The 16,084-nt window shown below is 32.7% G+C and carries 14 protein-coding genes; 4 read left to right on the top strand and 10 right to left on the bottom strand.

Features of this window, described 5'->3' with window-relative positions; translation table 11 throughout:
• Nucleotides 1-9 precede the first annotated feature (9 nt).
• Nucleotides 10-1,515 (top strand): Ppx/GppA phosphatase family protein, encoded by a 1,506-nt coding sequence (locus J2Z35_RS00185; RefSeq protein ID WP_209658120.1) that lies wholly within the window; start codon nt 10-12, stop codon nt 1,513-1,515.
• A gap of 95 nt (nt 1,516-1,610) precedes the next feature.
• Here the strand turns inward: J2Z35_RS00185 and J2Z35_RS00180 are convergent, their stop codons facing one another.
• The 9 genes from J2Z35_RS00180 to J2Z35_RS00140 form a co-directional block, all read right to left on the bottom strand.
• Nucleotides 1,611-3,101 carry an aldehyde dehydrogenase family protein gene (locus J2Z35_RS00180; protein ID WP_245330684.1) on the bottom strand — a complete coding sequence of 497 codons (1,491 nt, stop codon included), beginning with the start codon at nt 3,099-3,101 and terminating at the stop codon, nt 1,611-1,613.
• Between the two features lie 120 nt (nt 3,102-3,221).
• Nucleotides 3,222-4,754 carry a glycoside hydrolase family 26 protein gene (locus J2Z35_RS00175; RefSeq protein WP_209658118.1) on the bottom strand — a complete coding sequence of 511 codons (1,533 nt, stop codon included), beginning with the start codon at nt 4,752-4,754 and terminating at the stop codon, nt 3,222-3,224.
• Nucleotides 4,755-4,783: 29 nt separating this feature from the next.
• Entirely contained in the window at nt 4,784-5,419 is a 636-nt protein-coding gene (locus tag J2Z35_RS00170; RefSeq protein ID WP_209658117.1) for a hypothetical protein, read from the bottom strand.
• A 13-nt stretch (nt 5,420-5,432) separates the two neighbouring features.
• The gene (locus J2Z35_RS00165) at nt 5,433-6,467 is read right to left on the bottom strand and encodes an ABC transporter permease subunit (protein WP_209658115.1); all 1,035 of its coding nucleotides are present in this window, start codon (nt 6,465-6,467) and stop codon (nt 5,433-5,435) included.
• Nucleotides 6,442-7,341, bottom strand: a complete 900-nt coding sequence (locus tag J2Z35_RS00160; protein ID WP_209658113.1) for an ABC transporter ATP-binding protein — start codon at nt 7,339-7,341, stop codon at nt 6,442-6,444. The genes J2Z35_RS00165 and J2Z35_RS00160 overlap by 26 nt, the downstream gene beginning before the upstream one ends.
• Nucleotides 7,328-7,732, bottom strand: a complete 405-nt coding sequence (locus J2Z35_RS00155) for a GntR family transcriptional regulator (protein ID WP_209658111.1) — start codon at nt 7,730-7,732, stop codon at nt 7,328-7,330. Before J2Z35_RS00155 ends, J2Z35_RS00160 begins: the two co-directional genes overlap by 14 nt.
• Nucleotides 7,733-7,906: 174 nt before the next feature.
• Nucleotides 7,907-8,398: a nucleoside recognition domain-containing protein gene (locus tag J2Z35_RS00150; protein WP_209658519.1), complete on the bottom strand. Its 492-nt coding sequence runs from the start codon at nt 8,396-8,398 to the stop codon at nt 7,907-7,909.
• Nucleotides 8,398-8,829 (bottom strand): nucleoside recognition domain-containing protein, encoded by a 432-nt coding sequence (locus tag J2Z35_RS00145; protein WP_209658109.1) that lies wholly within the window; start codon nt 8,827-8,829, stop codon nt 8,398-8,400. Before J2Z35_RS00145 ends, J2Z35_RS00150 begins: the two co-directional genes overlap by 1 nt.
• A gap of 15 nt (nt 8,830-8,844) precedes the next feature.
• The gene (locus J2Z35_RS00140; RefSeq protein WP_209658107.1) at nt 8,845-9,324 is read right to left on the bottom strand and encodes a hypothetical protein; all 480 of its coding nucleotides are present in this window, start codon (nt 9,322-9,324) and stop codon (nt 8,845-8,847) included.
• 324 nt (nt 9,325-9,648) lie between these two features.
• On the opposite strand from J2Z35_RS00140, the gene J2Z35_RS00135 reads away from it, so the two are divergent.
• Nucleotides 9,649-10,938, top strand: a complete 1,290-nt coding sequence (locus J2Z35_RS00135; RefSeq protein WP_209658104.1) for a putative DNA modification/repair radical SAM protein — start codon at nt 9,649-9,651, stop codon at nt 10,936-10,938.
• Between the two features lie 16 nt (nt 10,939-10,954).
• Nucleotides 10,955-11,689, top strand: a complete 735-nt coding sequence (locus J2Z35_RS00130) for a TIGR03915 family putative DNA repair protein (protein WP_209658102.1) — start codon at nt 10,955-10,957, stop codon at nt 11,687-11,689.
• Nucleotides 11,690-11,710: 21 nt separating this feature from the next.
• Here the strand turns inward: J2Z35_RS00130 and pap are convergent, their stop codons facing one another.
• Nucleotides 11,711-13,222 carry a polyphosphate:AMP phosphotransferase gene (gene pap, locus J2Z35_RS00125; protein ID WP_209658100.1) on the bottom strand — a complete coding sequence of 504 codons (1,512 nt, stop codon included), beginning with the start codon at nt 13,220-13,222 and terminating at the stop codon, nt 11,711-11,713.
• A gap of 165 nt (nt 13,223-13,387) precedes the next feature.
• Between pap and J2Z35_RS00120 the strand changes: the two genes are divergently transcribed.
• A complete protein-coding gene (locus tag J2Z35_RS00120) occupies nt 13,388-16,066 on the top strand; it encodes a cation-translocating P-type ATPase (RefSeq protein WP_209658098.1) in 2,679 nt (892 codons plus the stop codon).
• Nucleotides 16,067-16,084: the final 18 nt, after the last annotated feature.

The raw sequence follows: 16,084 nt of genomic DNA, 5'->3' as shown, positions 1-16,084 counted from the left end.
GGGTATTCAATGTTAGATAACATAGGCATAATAGATATGGGCTCCAATTCAGTTAGACTAATACTGGTTAAGGTTAATCACGATATGTCTTTTCGTCTAATGGAGGAGCATAAAGAATCCATAAGGCTAGGTGATGGATTCACAGAAAATATGACCTTGAAACCTCATAAGATAGAAGCTGCCCTTAAAACGATGAGAATGTTTAAGAGGCTGTGCGATGCCCAAAATGTAACCAAAATACTTGCAGTAGCTACAGCTGCAGTTAGAAAAGCACAAAACGGAATTGAGCTTATTGATAGAATAAAAGCGGAAACAGGAATAGATATGAAGGTAATATCTGGGGAAGAAGAGGCTCACCTTGACTTTATTGCTGTATCAAGCTCTCTCAGTATAAAAGATGCTCTTATCCTTGATATTGGTGGAGGTAGTTTTGAGCTTATATGGATGGAAAATAGACTAAAAAAAGAATCCGTTAGCATTCCAATAGGCTCTATAGATTTTGCTGAGCAGTTTAATGTAAAAGATCCCCTTTCTAAAAACGAAGAACAAAAAATTCTTTCGTTTATATCAAATCATCTAAAGAGCATCCCTTGGCTTGAGAATGCTAAGAACCTACCTCTTATAGGAGTCGGAGGAACCCTTAGGAATATAGGTAAAATAGATATGCTCAGGAGAAAATATCCACTGGATATAATCCATGGCTATGAGGTTCCCTTGAGTGGATTTAATTTTATATACAAAGAGATAAAAAATCTAGAGATATCTGATAAAAGATCCTTTCCTGGATTATCTTCAGACAGAGCTGATATATTTATAGGCTCTCTTGCTCTTGTAAAATCCATAATCGACTTTACAAAATCAACCAGTTTGATAATAAGCGGTAAAGGGGTAAGAGAAGGGCTTTTTTATAGTTTTCTCAAAGATAAAAATATAATAATAGATAATCCCCTACTACTTTCCCTTGAAAATACAGGTAAAAATATGGGACTTGATATGGTTCATATGTTCCAAGTAAGAAAACTTACAAAAAGACTTTTTGAGGACTTAAAGGAAATCCATAAAATTCATGAGGATATTGATAAAATAATAGATGCATCGACTATACTTCACGATAGTGGTATTATAATAAATTATTATAATCATCATAGAAATTCCTTTTTTGTAATCCTCAACTCTCAGGTCAATGGGCTTACCCATAGAGAACTTGTAATGAGTGCCTATATAGCTTCATTTCACAGGAAAAATAAATCCTATGAGGATTTTGAAACCTATAAGCTTCTAATCGATGAGCGTGATATTGAAATCATTAAGATAGTTTCAGTGCTTCTTCGTATTGCCGAAAGTCTTGATAAGAGTATGAGCAGCGTGGTATCTGATTTATATTGTGAAATAGAAAAGGATAAGGTACTAATAAAAATATCCGCAAAAGAATATCCTGAACTTGAAATAAATGATGCAATAACTGCATATTCTCAGTTTAAGAAAGTATTTAAAAGAAGTATGGTTATAATATAAACTTGAAAAAGAACTTCTTATTTAATGGAAATAAAATCGTTAATAAAGTTATGAAATTTTCCTATCCTCCCAAAAAAAGAGCCTAGGCTCTTTTTTTATTTATGAAGCAGTTTTAGCATTTTTTCCATAAGCTTCATTTTATTTTTTGAATAAGGGAACCAGTTTATTTCTTTTGATTTGACTCCACTATCATATACAATAGCTACTTGATTCGTAAATATCTTAAGACCTTCTTCTCCGTGATATCTTCCCATACCGCTTGACTTCACCCCACCAAAAGGTAAATCCATATTTGCAACTGGTATGATTACATCATTGATTCCAATTACTCCAGCTTCAAGCTTTGATGCAACCCTTGATGCCTTGTTGGAATCCGATGTAAATACATATGCTCCAAGCCCATATTCGCTATCGTTGGCTAAAGATATGGCTTCATCCTCATCCTTAAATTTCATAAGTGGAAGTAAAGGGCCAAAAGTTTCTTCCTTCATCACCTTCATATCGTGGTCAGCCCCTATTATTATAGTTGGAGGCACAAATCTATTTCCATCTATTATACTGCCTTTTGAATGAGATACCGCTCCCTTTGCTTTTGCATCCTCCATATGGTCTTTTACTTTAGAAATCTGACTAAGACTTGTCATACACCCCATGTCTGCATAAGGTTCATTTCCTTGCCATATTTCCCCAAGTTTACCTTTTAAAAGGGACAAAAACTCTTCATATATTTCTTCTTGAACATATAGCCTCTCAACAGATAGACAAACCTGTCCCGAATTTGTAAATCCTCCCCATATAGCAGCTGAAGCAGCTCTTTCAAGGTTTGCATCCTTAAATACTATCATAGGGTCTTTTCCCCCAAGCTCTAGCTCTACAGGAATCATATACTCAGCGGCTTGTTTTAGGATTTTTTTACCTGTTGCTGTTGAGCCTGTGAAAAATATCTTTGCTGGCTTCATATCTATTAGTTTTGAAGCAAGCCCAGAGCCATTATCTCCATAAACAACCTGAACTACATCTTTTGGAAAATCAAGGGATTTAAATATTCTTTCAACTATTTTTCCTATAAATATAGTCTCCGGAGAAGGTTTAAGTATTACAGAGTTTCCAGCTATAAGTGCCGATATAATTGGTGTCATAGCCAGATTAAAGGGAAAATTCCATGGCGAAATTATAAGCACAGGCCCTATTGGTCTATATTCCACATAACTTTTTTTAGTAGCAAAATAAATTGGAGTGGATTTCTTTTGAATCCCAATTATCTTTTCTGCATTTTTTTCATAATATTTTATAGCGTCTACAGTGGCCATGATTTCCGCAGAATAAGCCTCAATCACAGGTTTTCCAGTGATTTTTGCAATTTCCCGACTTAATTCATTTCCCATTTCAACTAGGTATTTTCTAAGCCTAGTCATAAACTCCAATCTTTCTTTTAGGGATATACTCGACCAAAGTTTATGGGATTCTTTAGATTTTGTCATTACAAAAGGAAGCTCTTCTTCCTTTGTAAAGTCCACGGTTCCAATTAGCTCTCCTGTAAGAGGACTTTTTATTTCCACCACATGTATCAACTCCTTATATTTCATTAATCGGTCCTTCTCATCTTGTATATTATTCCCAAACTAAATAAAAATAAACAACTCCAAATAATATTATGATTCACATTAAATCATTTTATTAAAAGAGTTGTTTTTTATATTTTTTATTTAATTAGCTGGTTTAATACTTTTAAAACCGCTTTTCATAGCCTCAAGAACCTCTTCATTTTCGTCTATACGATATATTCTAGCTGGTTTGCCTTGACTATCCCAATCGATTCCACTCCACCAGACTGCAACCTTTAATCTATCGTATTTAGGAAGTGTCTTAAACATATCTTCAATCCAAAGTCCCTTATCTCCTCCATGGGAGCTCGATCCAAACTCAGTAATCATAAAAGGGTGATTAAATCTATTAGAGTACTCATAATAAAAATCATCGTATATTTTTTCAAAAGAATGCCAGTATTCTCCCTTATAATAATTTCCTGTGTTGTATCCAGTAAGTCCTACTATGTCTACATATTTATCCCCAGGGTAATAAGCCATATAGCTATTCCAGCTAAAATCCGGAAAGCTCTTATCATTTGGATTCCATACATATATTATATTGTTTGCACCTTGACTTTCAAAAACCTCATATAGATGTCTATACAGCGCTATATAAACATCCGCGTCCTTTCCGTAATGATAGGCACTGTACATACACCAGTCACCATTCATTTCATTGTTTAATCTAAAAAGTACAGGATGATTAAGTTCCTTTAAAGCCTTTGCATAATTCTCAAAATATGTCCTATACTCACCATCTAGGATGTTTTTAGTAAGATCCACTACTTTTCCATCCTTTTGTATAGTAGTTTGCAGGGTTAGCTCCACAACTCTTCCCATTTCCTTGGCTTTTTGGAGGTCATATAAGGGAAGATTTTCATCCATATGCTGATATCTCACAACCACTGGGAACTTATAATCTAGTCTGACTTCTATTTTATCTAGATTATATGTCCTGCTCGGAGCTTCTGGTTCAAATATTCCAAACTTTAAGGTACTTTCATCTGAAAAATATTCATTCATAAATGCTTTTGACACTTCACTCATATTCCTTGATGATGGGTTAAACTTAGGAAGGCTTAAAGAAACCTCCTGAGGCTCTGTAAACTTAAATGTAGATAAAATAGCATCAAAATCATTTATTGGATTTTCAGATTTCATAAATACCGTTATTACTTCATTATTTGTTCTTGGAATTTCTGCAGTCGCATAGTAATTCTTATCGGCTTTCACTTCATTGAATTTATTTCTTTCATATTTTAAAATATTTGCACTTTTACCACTTATGGATAATTTTTTAGATTCTGTTACCCTAAAAAGTGGACTTTTGCGTATAGGAAGGTTCCCATAATTAGTGTATGTGCTGAAGTTATTACTTTTTCCTCTAAAATCATTATAATAAATATCTATGATAGTGTTTTCGTTTTCAAATCTAGTACGAATATCCATCATAGATTCATCTTTTTCCATATTTCCGTAAACCTGTATTTCATAACCATGGAAATAGTTTTTGTATAAGTTGGTATATTCATTTAGCTTTAAATACTCACTGGAAACTGACTCAGAATATGAATCCTCCAAATTTATAATGCTTACTAATACCAAACACATAAGTAATCCAGCAAGTATTTTATTTACTCTTTTAACCATACTTATATTACCCCTTTCCCACAGACATACTACCCCCTATTTTCCACCTTTTCTATATATAGCTTATCCTTTGAATCCAGCTTAAGATAAAAACTCTCATAAGGGCTATATCCCGTTTCCTCTACAAATTCTCCGAAGTCAATTATTCTACTATCTATATGAAAATAACTTAAGACAGAATCATCCTTTGTAAATACTATTAAGGCAGGATATTGATTTTTATCAATCATACTGTAATTTCCAAGTATACTATTATACTCAAGTGGTAACCTGCTTTTATAGGCAGGATCATATTCTATGGAACTTATATTTTTTATATCTTGTTTTTCTAAGATTTCTTCATAATTCTCGCCACTCAGTATATACACCCTATCAGAAGAGTTTACTTCATCAAATCCTCTATTTCTTGAGAATCCTCTTGAATATGGACTATATGTGCGAGTGGTGTAATGAAACATCTCTTCATCGCTTATTTTAGTTGTAGACATGTACTGTCTTTCTTGGATTAGGCTATTCCTATAACTCAAAAGCTCAAACTCATTTTCTGTCTCGCTATGCTTGTCTCTATAAGATATAGGATTTATTGTTACATTAATAATTATAGACATTACAAATATTAATATGCCTAATATGACTAACCTAAGGTGATTTTTAGTAAAATTCATATACAATCCCTCCTTATGCTGCCCTATTTTTTTGAATTAGATATTTCGGAACTTTATATCCTGCATATCCACCTACTAAGTAGCCTATAAGCATACCTGAAATGCCCCTATCTATTATACCACCAATTATTGCTCCTCCAAGAAGAATACTGCAAATTAATATACCAAATCTAAAAAATTCCTCAGTGGACTCAAACGTAAGAAGCTCTGAATTTTTTTCCATTTTTGATAAATCAAATAATACATGAGAAACCACAATTATTGATATTGATATAAAAAGCAAAAGTGTGGAATGAAATATTTGAATTTCAGGTGCAAGCTCTATGGCTTTATAGAAAAAAAACATAGGGGTAATTTGTCCAAATATTTCAGCTGCTCTATTTACAGCATTATCATATGGAACATGATTTCCGTTTATCAGTGTATAAAATTTGTTATAGCTTACTAGAAAAAGTCCGTAAAAAGCAACAGGAAAAAATATGAATATATAGGAACATATAAACTGCCCTAAAGATGAACCCATCAATATTCCTATAAGAATGGAAAATGAAAACACAGAAACTCCAATTAAGCTATATGAGATTATCCAAGCAACTATATCTATTCCTGTATAAAGAGATAGTAAAAGTGGGCTAAAAAATCTCATTCCCATAAGTATTAATCCTGAGACTATTATTGGCACAGTGATGATAAATACTCCTAAAAAAATCTTATTAAAAAATATTTCAAATCTCGTATAAGGTCCCGCTATCATAATTTCAAGGGTTTTTTTTCTTTTTTCCTCTCCAATTAAAAGAGTTGCTAAAATAACTGGTATCACACCAATAGCCATTAGAACTACTTGATTTTCTATTCTAAATATAGTCCTAAGCCTATAAATATTGTTGTACTGTGACTGAGATTCTGCTAGAAATGATGATGCCTGCTGACCTATAAAATATGGAACTGCAATAATCATAAGCCCTAAAAAACTGTAAAAAATCCACTGAACAAGTTTCCAATCCTTTTGAAGAAGGTTTTTATTAAATGGCAATTTCTTTGACTGCATATCCTTCCCCTCCCATTCTGTATATAAATATTTCCTCTAAAGTCATATCCATTTTTTCCATTAATATAGGCTTGTACTTTATAGCTCTTGTTTTAAAAAGCTCATAATGCTCATCTATTATAATTTCATATACTTTTCCATATTTTTTTAAAGATACAATATTAAATTCTTTTTCAAATTCAAGGGGCATTACATCTTCAAAAGCTATCTGAACCTTTTTAAATCTAAATTTAAGATTGTCCATATCTTCCTGAAGAACCATCTTTCCCTTATCCATAAACCCAACTCTATCAGAAATCTGTTCTAACTCTGATATATTATGAGTAGATATGAGTACACTAGTACCCCTTGATGAAACATCTTGAATTATAAGATTGAGTACTTCTCTTCTTACAAAAGGATCTAGGCCTGAGGTTGGCTCGTCCATCAGTATTACTTTTGGCATAGAGCTTAACGTCATAAGTATTGATAATTGAGTTTTCATTCCCTTTGAAAGATGTTTAATCCTTTTTTTATCAGAAAAACTGAATATCTCCCTAAGTAGCTTATATCTATCTTCATTCCATAAAGGATTCATTCCTTTGTAAAACTCTTTCATATCCTTTACTGTAAATGTAGGATAAAAATTAAGATTGTCTGGAACATATCCTATCATTGACCTAATATCTTTTGACACAGATATATTTTTGTCTTGTAGCCTTATAGTTCCTTCATCAGGAGCATATATTCCGCATAGTAGCTTAATCAGTGTAGTTTTTCCTGCTCCGTTTGGACCTATAAGCCCATAGATAGACCCTTCTTTAAGCTCTATGTCAACATTTTTAACTACAGGAGCATCTGAATACTTCTTTGATATATTTTCACCTTTTATCATCTTTAGCCTCCCTTACCGCTCTTATTTCTTCATATAATTTTTCTATTTCGACTATTACTTCTTCTTTTTTTAGTCCTAAGTAAATTGCTGCTACAAGAAGTTTTTTCATTTCAGCTAATAGTTCATTTATTTTTTCTTCCTGGTCCTTTGGCTTTATATCCTCGCAGATAAATGTTCCTCTTCCTCTAACTGTGCATATCAGCCCTTGTCTTTCAAGCTCTTGATATGCCTTTTGTACAGTATTTGGGTTTAAAGTCATCTCTTTTGCCATTTCCCTTACTGATGGAAGCTTATCTGAAGGCCTAAGTACTCCCTTTACTACCATCTCTCTTATCGATTCTATTATTTGTTCGTATATAGGAGTTCTGCTTCTTATATCTATTTTTACCATATTTTCACCTCCATATAGAAAAATCACGTGTACTACATACAATAATACACTTGGTACAGATTTTTTTCAAGTCCAAAAAAATAAACCATTAGAAACGCGATATTTCTCTCATTAATCAAGAAGAAATATTTCACAATACTTATGGTTTACTTCATTTAAATTGCTCTAAGAATATTATATATTTTGTTTTATAATCTCTCTTTGAATATCCATTTCTTTTAGACTAAATACTTTTTCTAGCCTTTTTGACATAATATACGTAGCAATGACTGCAACTACAAGCCTTGCCCCAAATAGAACCCAACCGTTTGCTCCAACTGCTACAAATATAAGAGTATCCTCTACAACAGCATGACAGCTTGCTAAAAATACTATAAGTAGCACAAGGTCTTTTTTAGAAAGATTCCCTTCCTTAGAGCTTTGAATTATAACTCCTGCTCCATAGGAAAGCCCGAATATTAGACCTATCAAAAGAGGAAATCCAGATTCCTTGGACATTCCAAAAAAATCTGTAACAGGCTTTAAAAACCTGCTTATATAGTCAAGAATTTTATAATCTTTTGCCAGCTGCATTATAATCATAAGCGGTATTACTATTATAGCTATCTGCCATACAGATGAAAGACTGCCTAGAGTCGCTTCTTTAAATATTTCTAATATATCCATCACTTTATTAAACCTCCAAGTAAAGTTCCATATAGTAAGCCTATTCCAAGCATGAGAGATACTCTAAGTAAAACCACATTAGTAGCACTTACTTTTAATTTTTTTACAACCGCCGTTTCCATAAATAATGAATGTGAAAATGATAGCATAAGTGCAATTACAGTCACTTCAAAAGGATTGAGAGATAAAGCTTTTATAGCCCCTATTGCTGCATATAGGTTTAAAAAATTACCCATAACAAGTACTATAGCTGCTTCTCCTGGGAGATTAAAAAAATTCATAAAGGGTTCAAATAGCTTTGCAATATAGTCAAGAGCCGGAGTATGACTTAAAAAAGTAATAAAAAAATAAACAGGTATAATTATTTTTCCAAGCATCAATGTAGTATCAAGTCCTTTTTTCGCACCTTCTTTTACAGAGTTAACAAACACCACAAACCTCCTAATTTATAATCCAATATTTGCCAAAAGTAAAGCAGTCAAAATTAAGTTTCCTACAAAATAAGTATACCTTGCTCTTTGACTTATTTTTACTTTTTCTTTTAGTAGCTCTAGTCTTATCTCGTCTAAAAACACTCCATCAAGCTCAAGCTCATCTACTCTAGAGTATTTAACAAGTATCATATTGTCGTTTAAGACGCTGTAAATCATTTTTATCATTGTCTCTTTTCCCTCTACATATAGTGTGGGTTTTACATAAAAAGTTTGGATTTTATTTCGCCTTAATACTTCCTTTACCGCACTATAAAATTCCTCCCAATTGACATTAAAAATTATTACAGAGTTGTTCCTAAGAATAAGAATAAATATAAAAATAATGACCATAAAACCATATCCAAGCTCAACTAAAGAGAAACCATATTTAAGATTAAACTTGAATATTCCTATAAAACTTGGAGTTATTAAAGAAAGAAAGTAAACGCACAAAGATAGGAAAAAATTTTCATAGTAGACTTTTACTCTAAAAAACATGTACGTCACGTATAAAATATTAATAATAAGAAATATTGCAGATAAATAAAGTAGTGTTTTTTCCATAGCATCACCTTTTTTTAATTTATATAAATATATTACTTCCTAACAGAAGTATTTACAATATGTTTAAATTTATATTGGATTAAAAAATAAAACCACCAAAGAACATATGTTCCTTTTTATTGATTTTAATGGTATAATAATATAAGGGAAAGTAAATTTTCCCTTATTTATAAGCTTGTTTTTCAAGTTTTTAAAAAAAAGGAGCAGGTTTTAATGGAAACAGTTGAAAAGTTAAAAATTCTTGCAGAATCTGCAAAATATGATGTTTCATGTTCCTCAAGCGGCTCTAAACCTAGAAAATCATCTCCAAACTCTATCGGCGATGTCAAGGTGAGCGGAATATGTCATACCTTTACATCAGATGGAAGGTGCGTGTCATTATTCAAAGTTCTTATGACAAACTACTGCATCTACGACTGTAGATATTGCATAAATCGAACCTCAAACGATGTAAGACGTGCCATTATGACACCTAAAGAGATTTGTGAGCTTACAATTAGTTTTTATAAAAGAAATTATATCGAAGGATTATTTTTGAGTTCTGGAATTATTAAAAGTCCATCCCATACTATGGAACTTCTTTTAGAAACAGTAAAAATGCTTAGAGAAGAATATTTTTTTATGGGTTATATCCATCTCAAGGCTATCCCTGGGGCGGATTCACTCTTGATTTCAAAGGCGGGAGAATATGTTGACAGGCTTAGCTCAAATATAGAGCTTCCCTCTAAGGACAGTCTTAAAATACTAGCTCCAGACAAAACCTATAAGGATATTTTGACTCCAATGCATATTGTCAATTCCAAGCTTTTAGAGCATAAGGAGATTAAAATAAAAAACAAAAATCATTTTGTGCCAGGAGGTCAAAGTACTCAAATGATAGTTGGGGCTTCTCCTGAAAGAGATGGACATATAATCCGTCTTTCTGAAGAGCTTTATAACAGATTTTCCCTTAAGAGAGTTTATTATTCATCATATATTCCTGTAAATAATGACTCCTCACTCCCTGCTATTAGTGTAGCTCCACCTCTTCTTAGAGAGCATAGACTTTATCAGGCTGATTGGCTTCTTAGATTTTATGGATTTAAGTCTACTGATTTAATAGATGTTAACGAAGACTTTGACCTAGCTTTTGATCCTAAGGCACAATATGCCCTTAAAAATCTTCATCTTTTTCCTATCGAAATAAATAAAGCTCCTTATGATATGCTTTTAAAAATTCCTGGTGTAGGAGTAAAATCTGCTCAAAGGATAATAGCCGCCAGAAAATGGGGAAATCTAACTTTTGAAGATTTGAAGAAGATGGGTATAGTGATGAAAAGAGCTAAGTTTTTCATACTATGCTCTGGTAAACATTTTATGGGAATGAGATTTTGCGAAGACAATATTAGGGATTTTATGCTGATGGATGAAAAGGTAAAAAACAAAGTCAGGGAAGGGATTCAGCTGAGTATATTTGATCTTGAGCCTAGTGAGATTTTTACAAGTACTACCGGAAGTATCTAATTGAGAAGGTGAAAATATGATTAATTATATATATGACTCCACTTTTGACGGTCTATTGTGTACCCTTTCTGTTGCTTTTAAAGAAGGTTCAAAGTTTACGATAAGCCCAGGCTCTGAAAATCAAATATTTATAGACTCAATATCTGTAGACATTGTTACAGATAAAACTTTGGCTGAAAAAACATATATACGAATGGAGAAAAGGTGGGGCAATCTGGTTCTTCAAAATATCTATAAAGGATTTTTGTATCCTAAGAGTGAGAACCTAATAGCATTTTATATCTCAGTTCTTATGAAAAACAGTTCAAAAGAGCTGGCTCTTAGCCATCCTTCTCTTATTGATTTCCAAAAAAGGATACTCAAGATTTCCAGAGAAATCCATAGATGGCATGGTTTTCTAAGGTTCAAAGAGCTTGAAAATGGCTTTTTTTATAGTAGCTATGAACCGGACTACGATTTAACACCACTTATCATACCTCATTTTGCAAGTCGATTCAAAAATGAAAGCCTCATAATTCACGACACTAAAAGAAATTATGGTGCTTTTTATCAAAATAAAGAGATTTTTTATTCGAGACTTGATAATATAAAAACTCTTCCACTTTCAAAGGATGAAGAATTTTATCAAAAAGGGTGGAAGGCTTATTTTGAAAGCCTAGCAATTGAAAACCGAAAAAATCCCAAGCTTCAAATGTCTATGATGCCAAAAAAATATTGGAAGTTTCTTACAGAAAAAGAGGGAGATTTTTAACTTCCCTCTTATTTGTTGAAATCAATACCCTTCTTCTTTAGATAATTCCTGTTCTAATGTGTATTCACCTATAGCTAACTCCATAGCCTTAGAAACTTCCTCAAGGACTTTAATTCTTGCATATTTTTTTGAATTTCCCTCTATTACTATCCAGGGTGCATAGAGAGTATCTGTTTTTTCTATCATTTCTCCTATGGCATTTTTATACTCTTCCCATTTTTCTCTATTTCTCCAGTCTTCCTCTGTTAATTTATGACTCTTATCCTTATCATTTTTTCTTTTTTCAAATCTTTGTAGTTGTTCATCCTTGTCAACATGAATAAAAAATTTCAAAATCACAGCATTATAGCTTCTTAAATGCTTCTCAAATTGATTGATTTCTTCATATGCCCTCATCCATTCATGTACTTTTGCAAAGCCTTCTACCCTCTCCACCATGACTCTTCCATACCAGCTCCTATCAAATATAGCTGTATGACCAGTTTTAGGAATATCTTTCCAAAATCTCCATAGATAGTGATACTCCTTTTCTGTTTCATCAGGAGCTGAAATAGGAATCACCTCAAATCCTCTAGGATCCATTGGAAAGGTAAGTCTTTTTATAGCTCCACCTTTTCCTGAAGCATCCCATCCTTCAAACACAAGTATCATAGGGATTTTTTTTCTATACATTTCATATGAGAGGTTCTCTATTTTACTTTGAAGAAGATTTAGCATCTTACTATATTCTTTTTTTTCTAAGTCAAGGGATAGGTCAAGCCTATCAATCATCCAAGAAACAGGATTTTTCTCTTTTTCTATTTTGTCTTTGATAGTATCTTTTTCTTTTGATTTTTCATCTGCTTTAATCCTAGTTTTTAGTCTTTCCTCAATTATTGTCATAATTTGTTTAGATGATTCTTCTTTATCTTCACTAATTACAACATCCCATGGACTAAAGCTATAATTTGTTTGAGTGAGTATTCCATCAAATAAACTATAGTAATAATCATATTTTTCATTTTGATTTATATCTTTTTTCTTTACTCTCCAAGAAGTAGCTTCATCTGATTCAAGGGACTTTAGCCTGTTTTTTTGAGTTTCTTTTGATATATGAAGAAATATCTTGATAATTTCAACCCCATCATCAGATAATTGCTTTTCTATATTTTTTATATCTTCAATATCCTCTTTCATAGTTCTTACATCAACATGACTTTCTTCCATAGCTCTTCTATACCAGCTTCTATCAAATATTACAATCTGACCTTTTTTAGGAATTTTTTGCCAAAATCTCCATAAAAACGGCTTTCTTTGCTCTTCCTCTGTAGATTCGTGAAATACCCTTACTTTGTATCCCCTTGGATCAAGCTCCCTAATTACTTCATTAATCATTGTTCCTTTTCCAGATGCATCAAATCCCTCAAATATAATAAGTACAGGAATCTTTTTTTCTTGGATTTCTCTTTGAAGTCTTGCAAGTTCCTTTCCAAGATCCTTAAGCTTTATATCTTCAAACTTTTTACTAGGTTTTTTCTCACTATTTTTCAGCATAAAACCACCCCTTCTTATCTTATGTTTTATATCCATTTTTTAATAAAATATCCACTAAAGAATAGTTAATGGTTTCATATTACTTTTTTTGTATATATATCTAAGAGAATGCTTTTTTGATTTTACCTAAATCTAAAAATATATTATTCAAAAAAGGAGGAAATTATGGGAAAAATTATTGAATCTCCCCATACTATTTCAATTGAAAAAATAGTTGAATCTTCAAATACAGATATTGAAAAAGGTATTAGTGAATCAGAAGCAAAATCCAGGCTTGAAAAATATGGAAAAAATGAATTAGAAGCCTCTGAAAAGGTTTCTGCACTGGAAATTCTTTTTAGCAATACAAACAATATAATTGTATATCTTCTTATTGCCGCTGCAATAGTTGCTTTTTTTATGGGGGATACAGTTGAAGGTATAGCAGTCATAATCGCTATTTTAATAGCTATCTTATCTGGATTTATTTCTGAGTATAAAGCACAAAAATCTATAGAGTCCCTCCAAAAAATGACAAAGACCATTTCTAAAGTAATTAGAGATGGCAAAATAAAGGAAATTCCGTCAAATGAATTAGTTGTAGGAGACCTTGTATTTATTGAAGAAGGTGATTCTATAACAGCTGATTCAAGAATAGTTAAAGATAAAAATTTTGCTTCTATAGAGTCTTCCCTTACAGGTGAATCCGAAGCTGTAAACAAAGATAGCAAGTTTATATCTGAAAAAGATACTCCTCTAGGAGATAGAAAAAACATGGTGTATTCTGGTACTGCTGCTACTAGGGGCAATGCTTATGCCATTGTTACTTCAACTGGTATGGATTCAGAAATAGGTAAAATAAGCTCCATGTTAAAAAATGAAAAAAAAGAACAAACTCCTTTAGAAAAACAACTGGATAAATTAGGAAAAACTTTAATAATATTTTCTGGACTTGTAGCACTACTTGTAACTGTTGTAGGTATAATAGCAGGTGAAGAACTCTACTTTATGATAAAAATCGGTATAATCCTTGCAATCGCAGCAGTTCCTGAGGCGCTTCCTGCTGTATCTACTATCACTCTCGCAATCGGAATGAGGACTATGGCTTCCCATAATGCACTTGTAAAGAGTCTTCCTGCAGTCGAAACCCTTGGCTCTACCACAGTCATATGTACCGATAAAACTGGGACACTAACAGAAAATCAAATGACAGTTAGGGAGATATATCTAGTTTCAGAAAAAGCCTATAAGGTAGAGGGCTCCGGATATGAGCCAAAGGGAGATATCCTAGAAAATGACGAAAAGGTGAATTTAGATGAAAGTGAGGAGCTTAAAGATTTAATCACAGCATCTGTTCTTTCAAGCAATGCTACTCTTTCTGAAGAAGAAAATCAATACAAGATAATTGGTGATCCAACAGAAGGTAGTCTTGTTGTATTAGGTAAAAAAGCTTCCATTGAGAAAGAATCATTAGAAAAAGATAATTACTCTAGAATTGGAGAAATTCCATTTAACTCCAAAGAAAAATTTATGGCCACAGCATATGAAATAGACTCATCCCAAAAAACTATATATATCAAAGGAGCTCCTGATATTTTAATTGAGATGGCAAAGGATAAAGAAAGTATAGTAGAAAAAATGATTAAAATAAATGACTCTCTAGCTGAAAAAGGAATGAGGGTACTAGCTATAGGAAAAATCAGAGACTATGATGGAGATGGCTCTGAAGAATCCATGAGGAAGGCTCTAGAAAATGGCATAGAGCTTTTAGGACTCACTGGGATAATAGACCCTCCTAGAGAAGATGTAAAGCAGGCTATTCGAGAGGCTCAGGATGCTGGCATCAGAGTTATAATGATTACAGGAGATCATCCTAAGACTGCATCAATAATAGCTGGTCAAATAGATATGGAAAACTATGATGATGTCCTAACAGGAAGAGAAATGGACAAAATGTCAGATGAAGAGCTTGCAGAAAAAATACTTCATACCTCTGTGTTTGCAAGGGTATCCCCTGAAAACAAGCTTCAGATAGTTAGAGCCCTAAATATAGATAAGGAAGTTACTGCAATGACTGGAGATGGAGTTAACGATGCTCCAGCTCTAAATGGAGCCGATATTGGTATTGCAATGGGGATTAGAGGCACAGAAGTTGCTAAAGACGCCTCAGATATGATACTCACAGACGATAGATTTTCAACTATTGTAGATGCAGTAAAAGAAGGAAGGACTATATTTGACAATATAGAAAAATTTGTATATTTCTTATTTTCATGTAACATAGTTGAAATTCTTGTTGTTTTTATAGCTATAGTATTAAGACTTCCTATGCCTATACTAGCTCTTCAGATTCTTTGGCTAAATCTAGTTGTAGACGTACTCCCAGCTATGTCTCTTGCTTGGGAACCATCGGAGCCAGATATAATGAAACGTAAGCCTAGGAATCCTGAACAGACTATAGTTAGCAAATCTTTTATGATTAGAATGTTTGGAGAAGGAATTTTAATTGGACTTGGTTCATTGTTTGTATTTATGTATGGATTAAATGGATATTCTGAAGTAGCAGCAAGAACTATGGCATTTTCAACTATGGCATTTGGACAGCTATTTCATATCTTTAATGTAAGAGGAAAAAAATCATTTGGATTGGATAAAACCATATTCAAAAACCCTTATCTTATAGGATCTCTTTTTATATCTCTAGGACTTCAGCTTGTTGCAGTGTATCTTCCGTTTTTCAATACAGTAATGGGTACCCAGCCTCTTGATTTTTATAAGTGGGCTATAATACTTGCAGGTTCAGCTATACCTACCTTAATAATACAGCTTTTTAGAATGTTTAACTCAAAAAGAAGATTGGCCTAATGGCCAACCTTCTTTTTT

It is taken from the genome of Acetoanaerobium pronyense, assembly GCF_017874355.1.
Classification (GTDB): domain Bacteria; phylum Bacillota; class Clostridia; order Peptostreptococcales; family Filifactoraceae; genus Acetoanaerobium; species Acetoanaerobium pronyense.
This window is presented reverse-complemented; position numbering and strand designations above follow the sequence as displayed.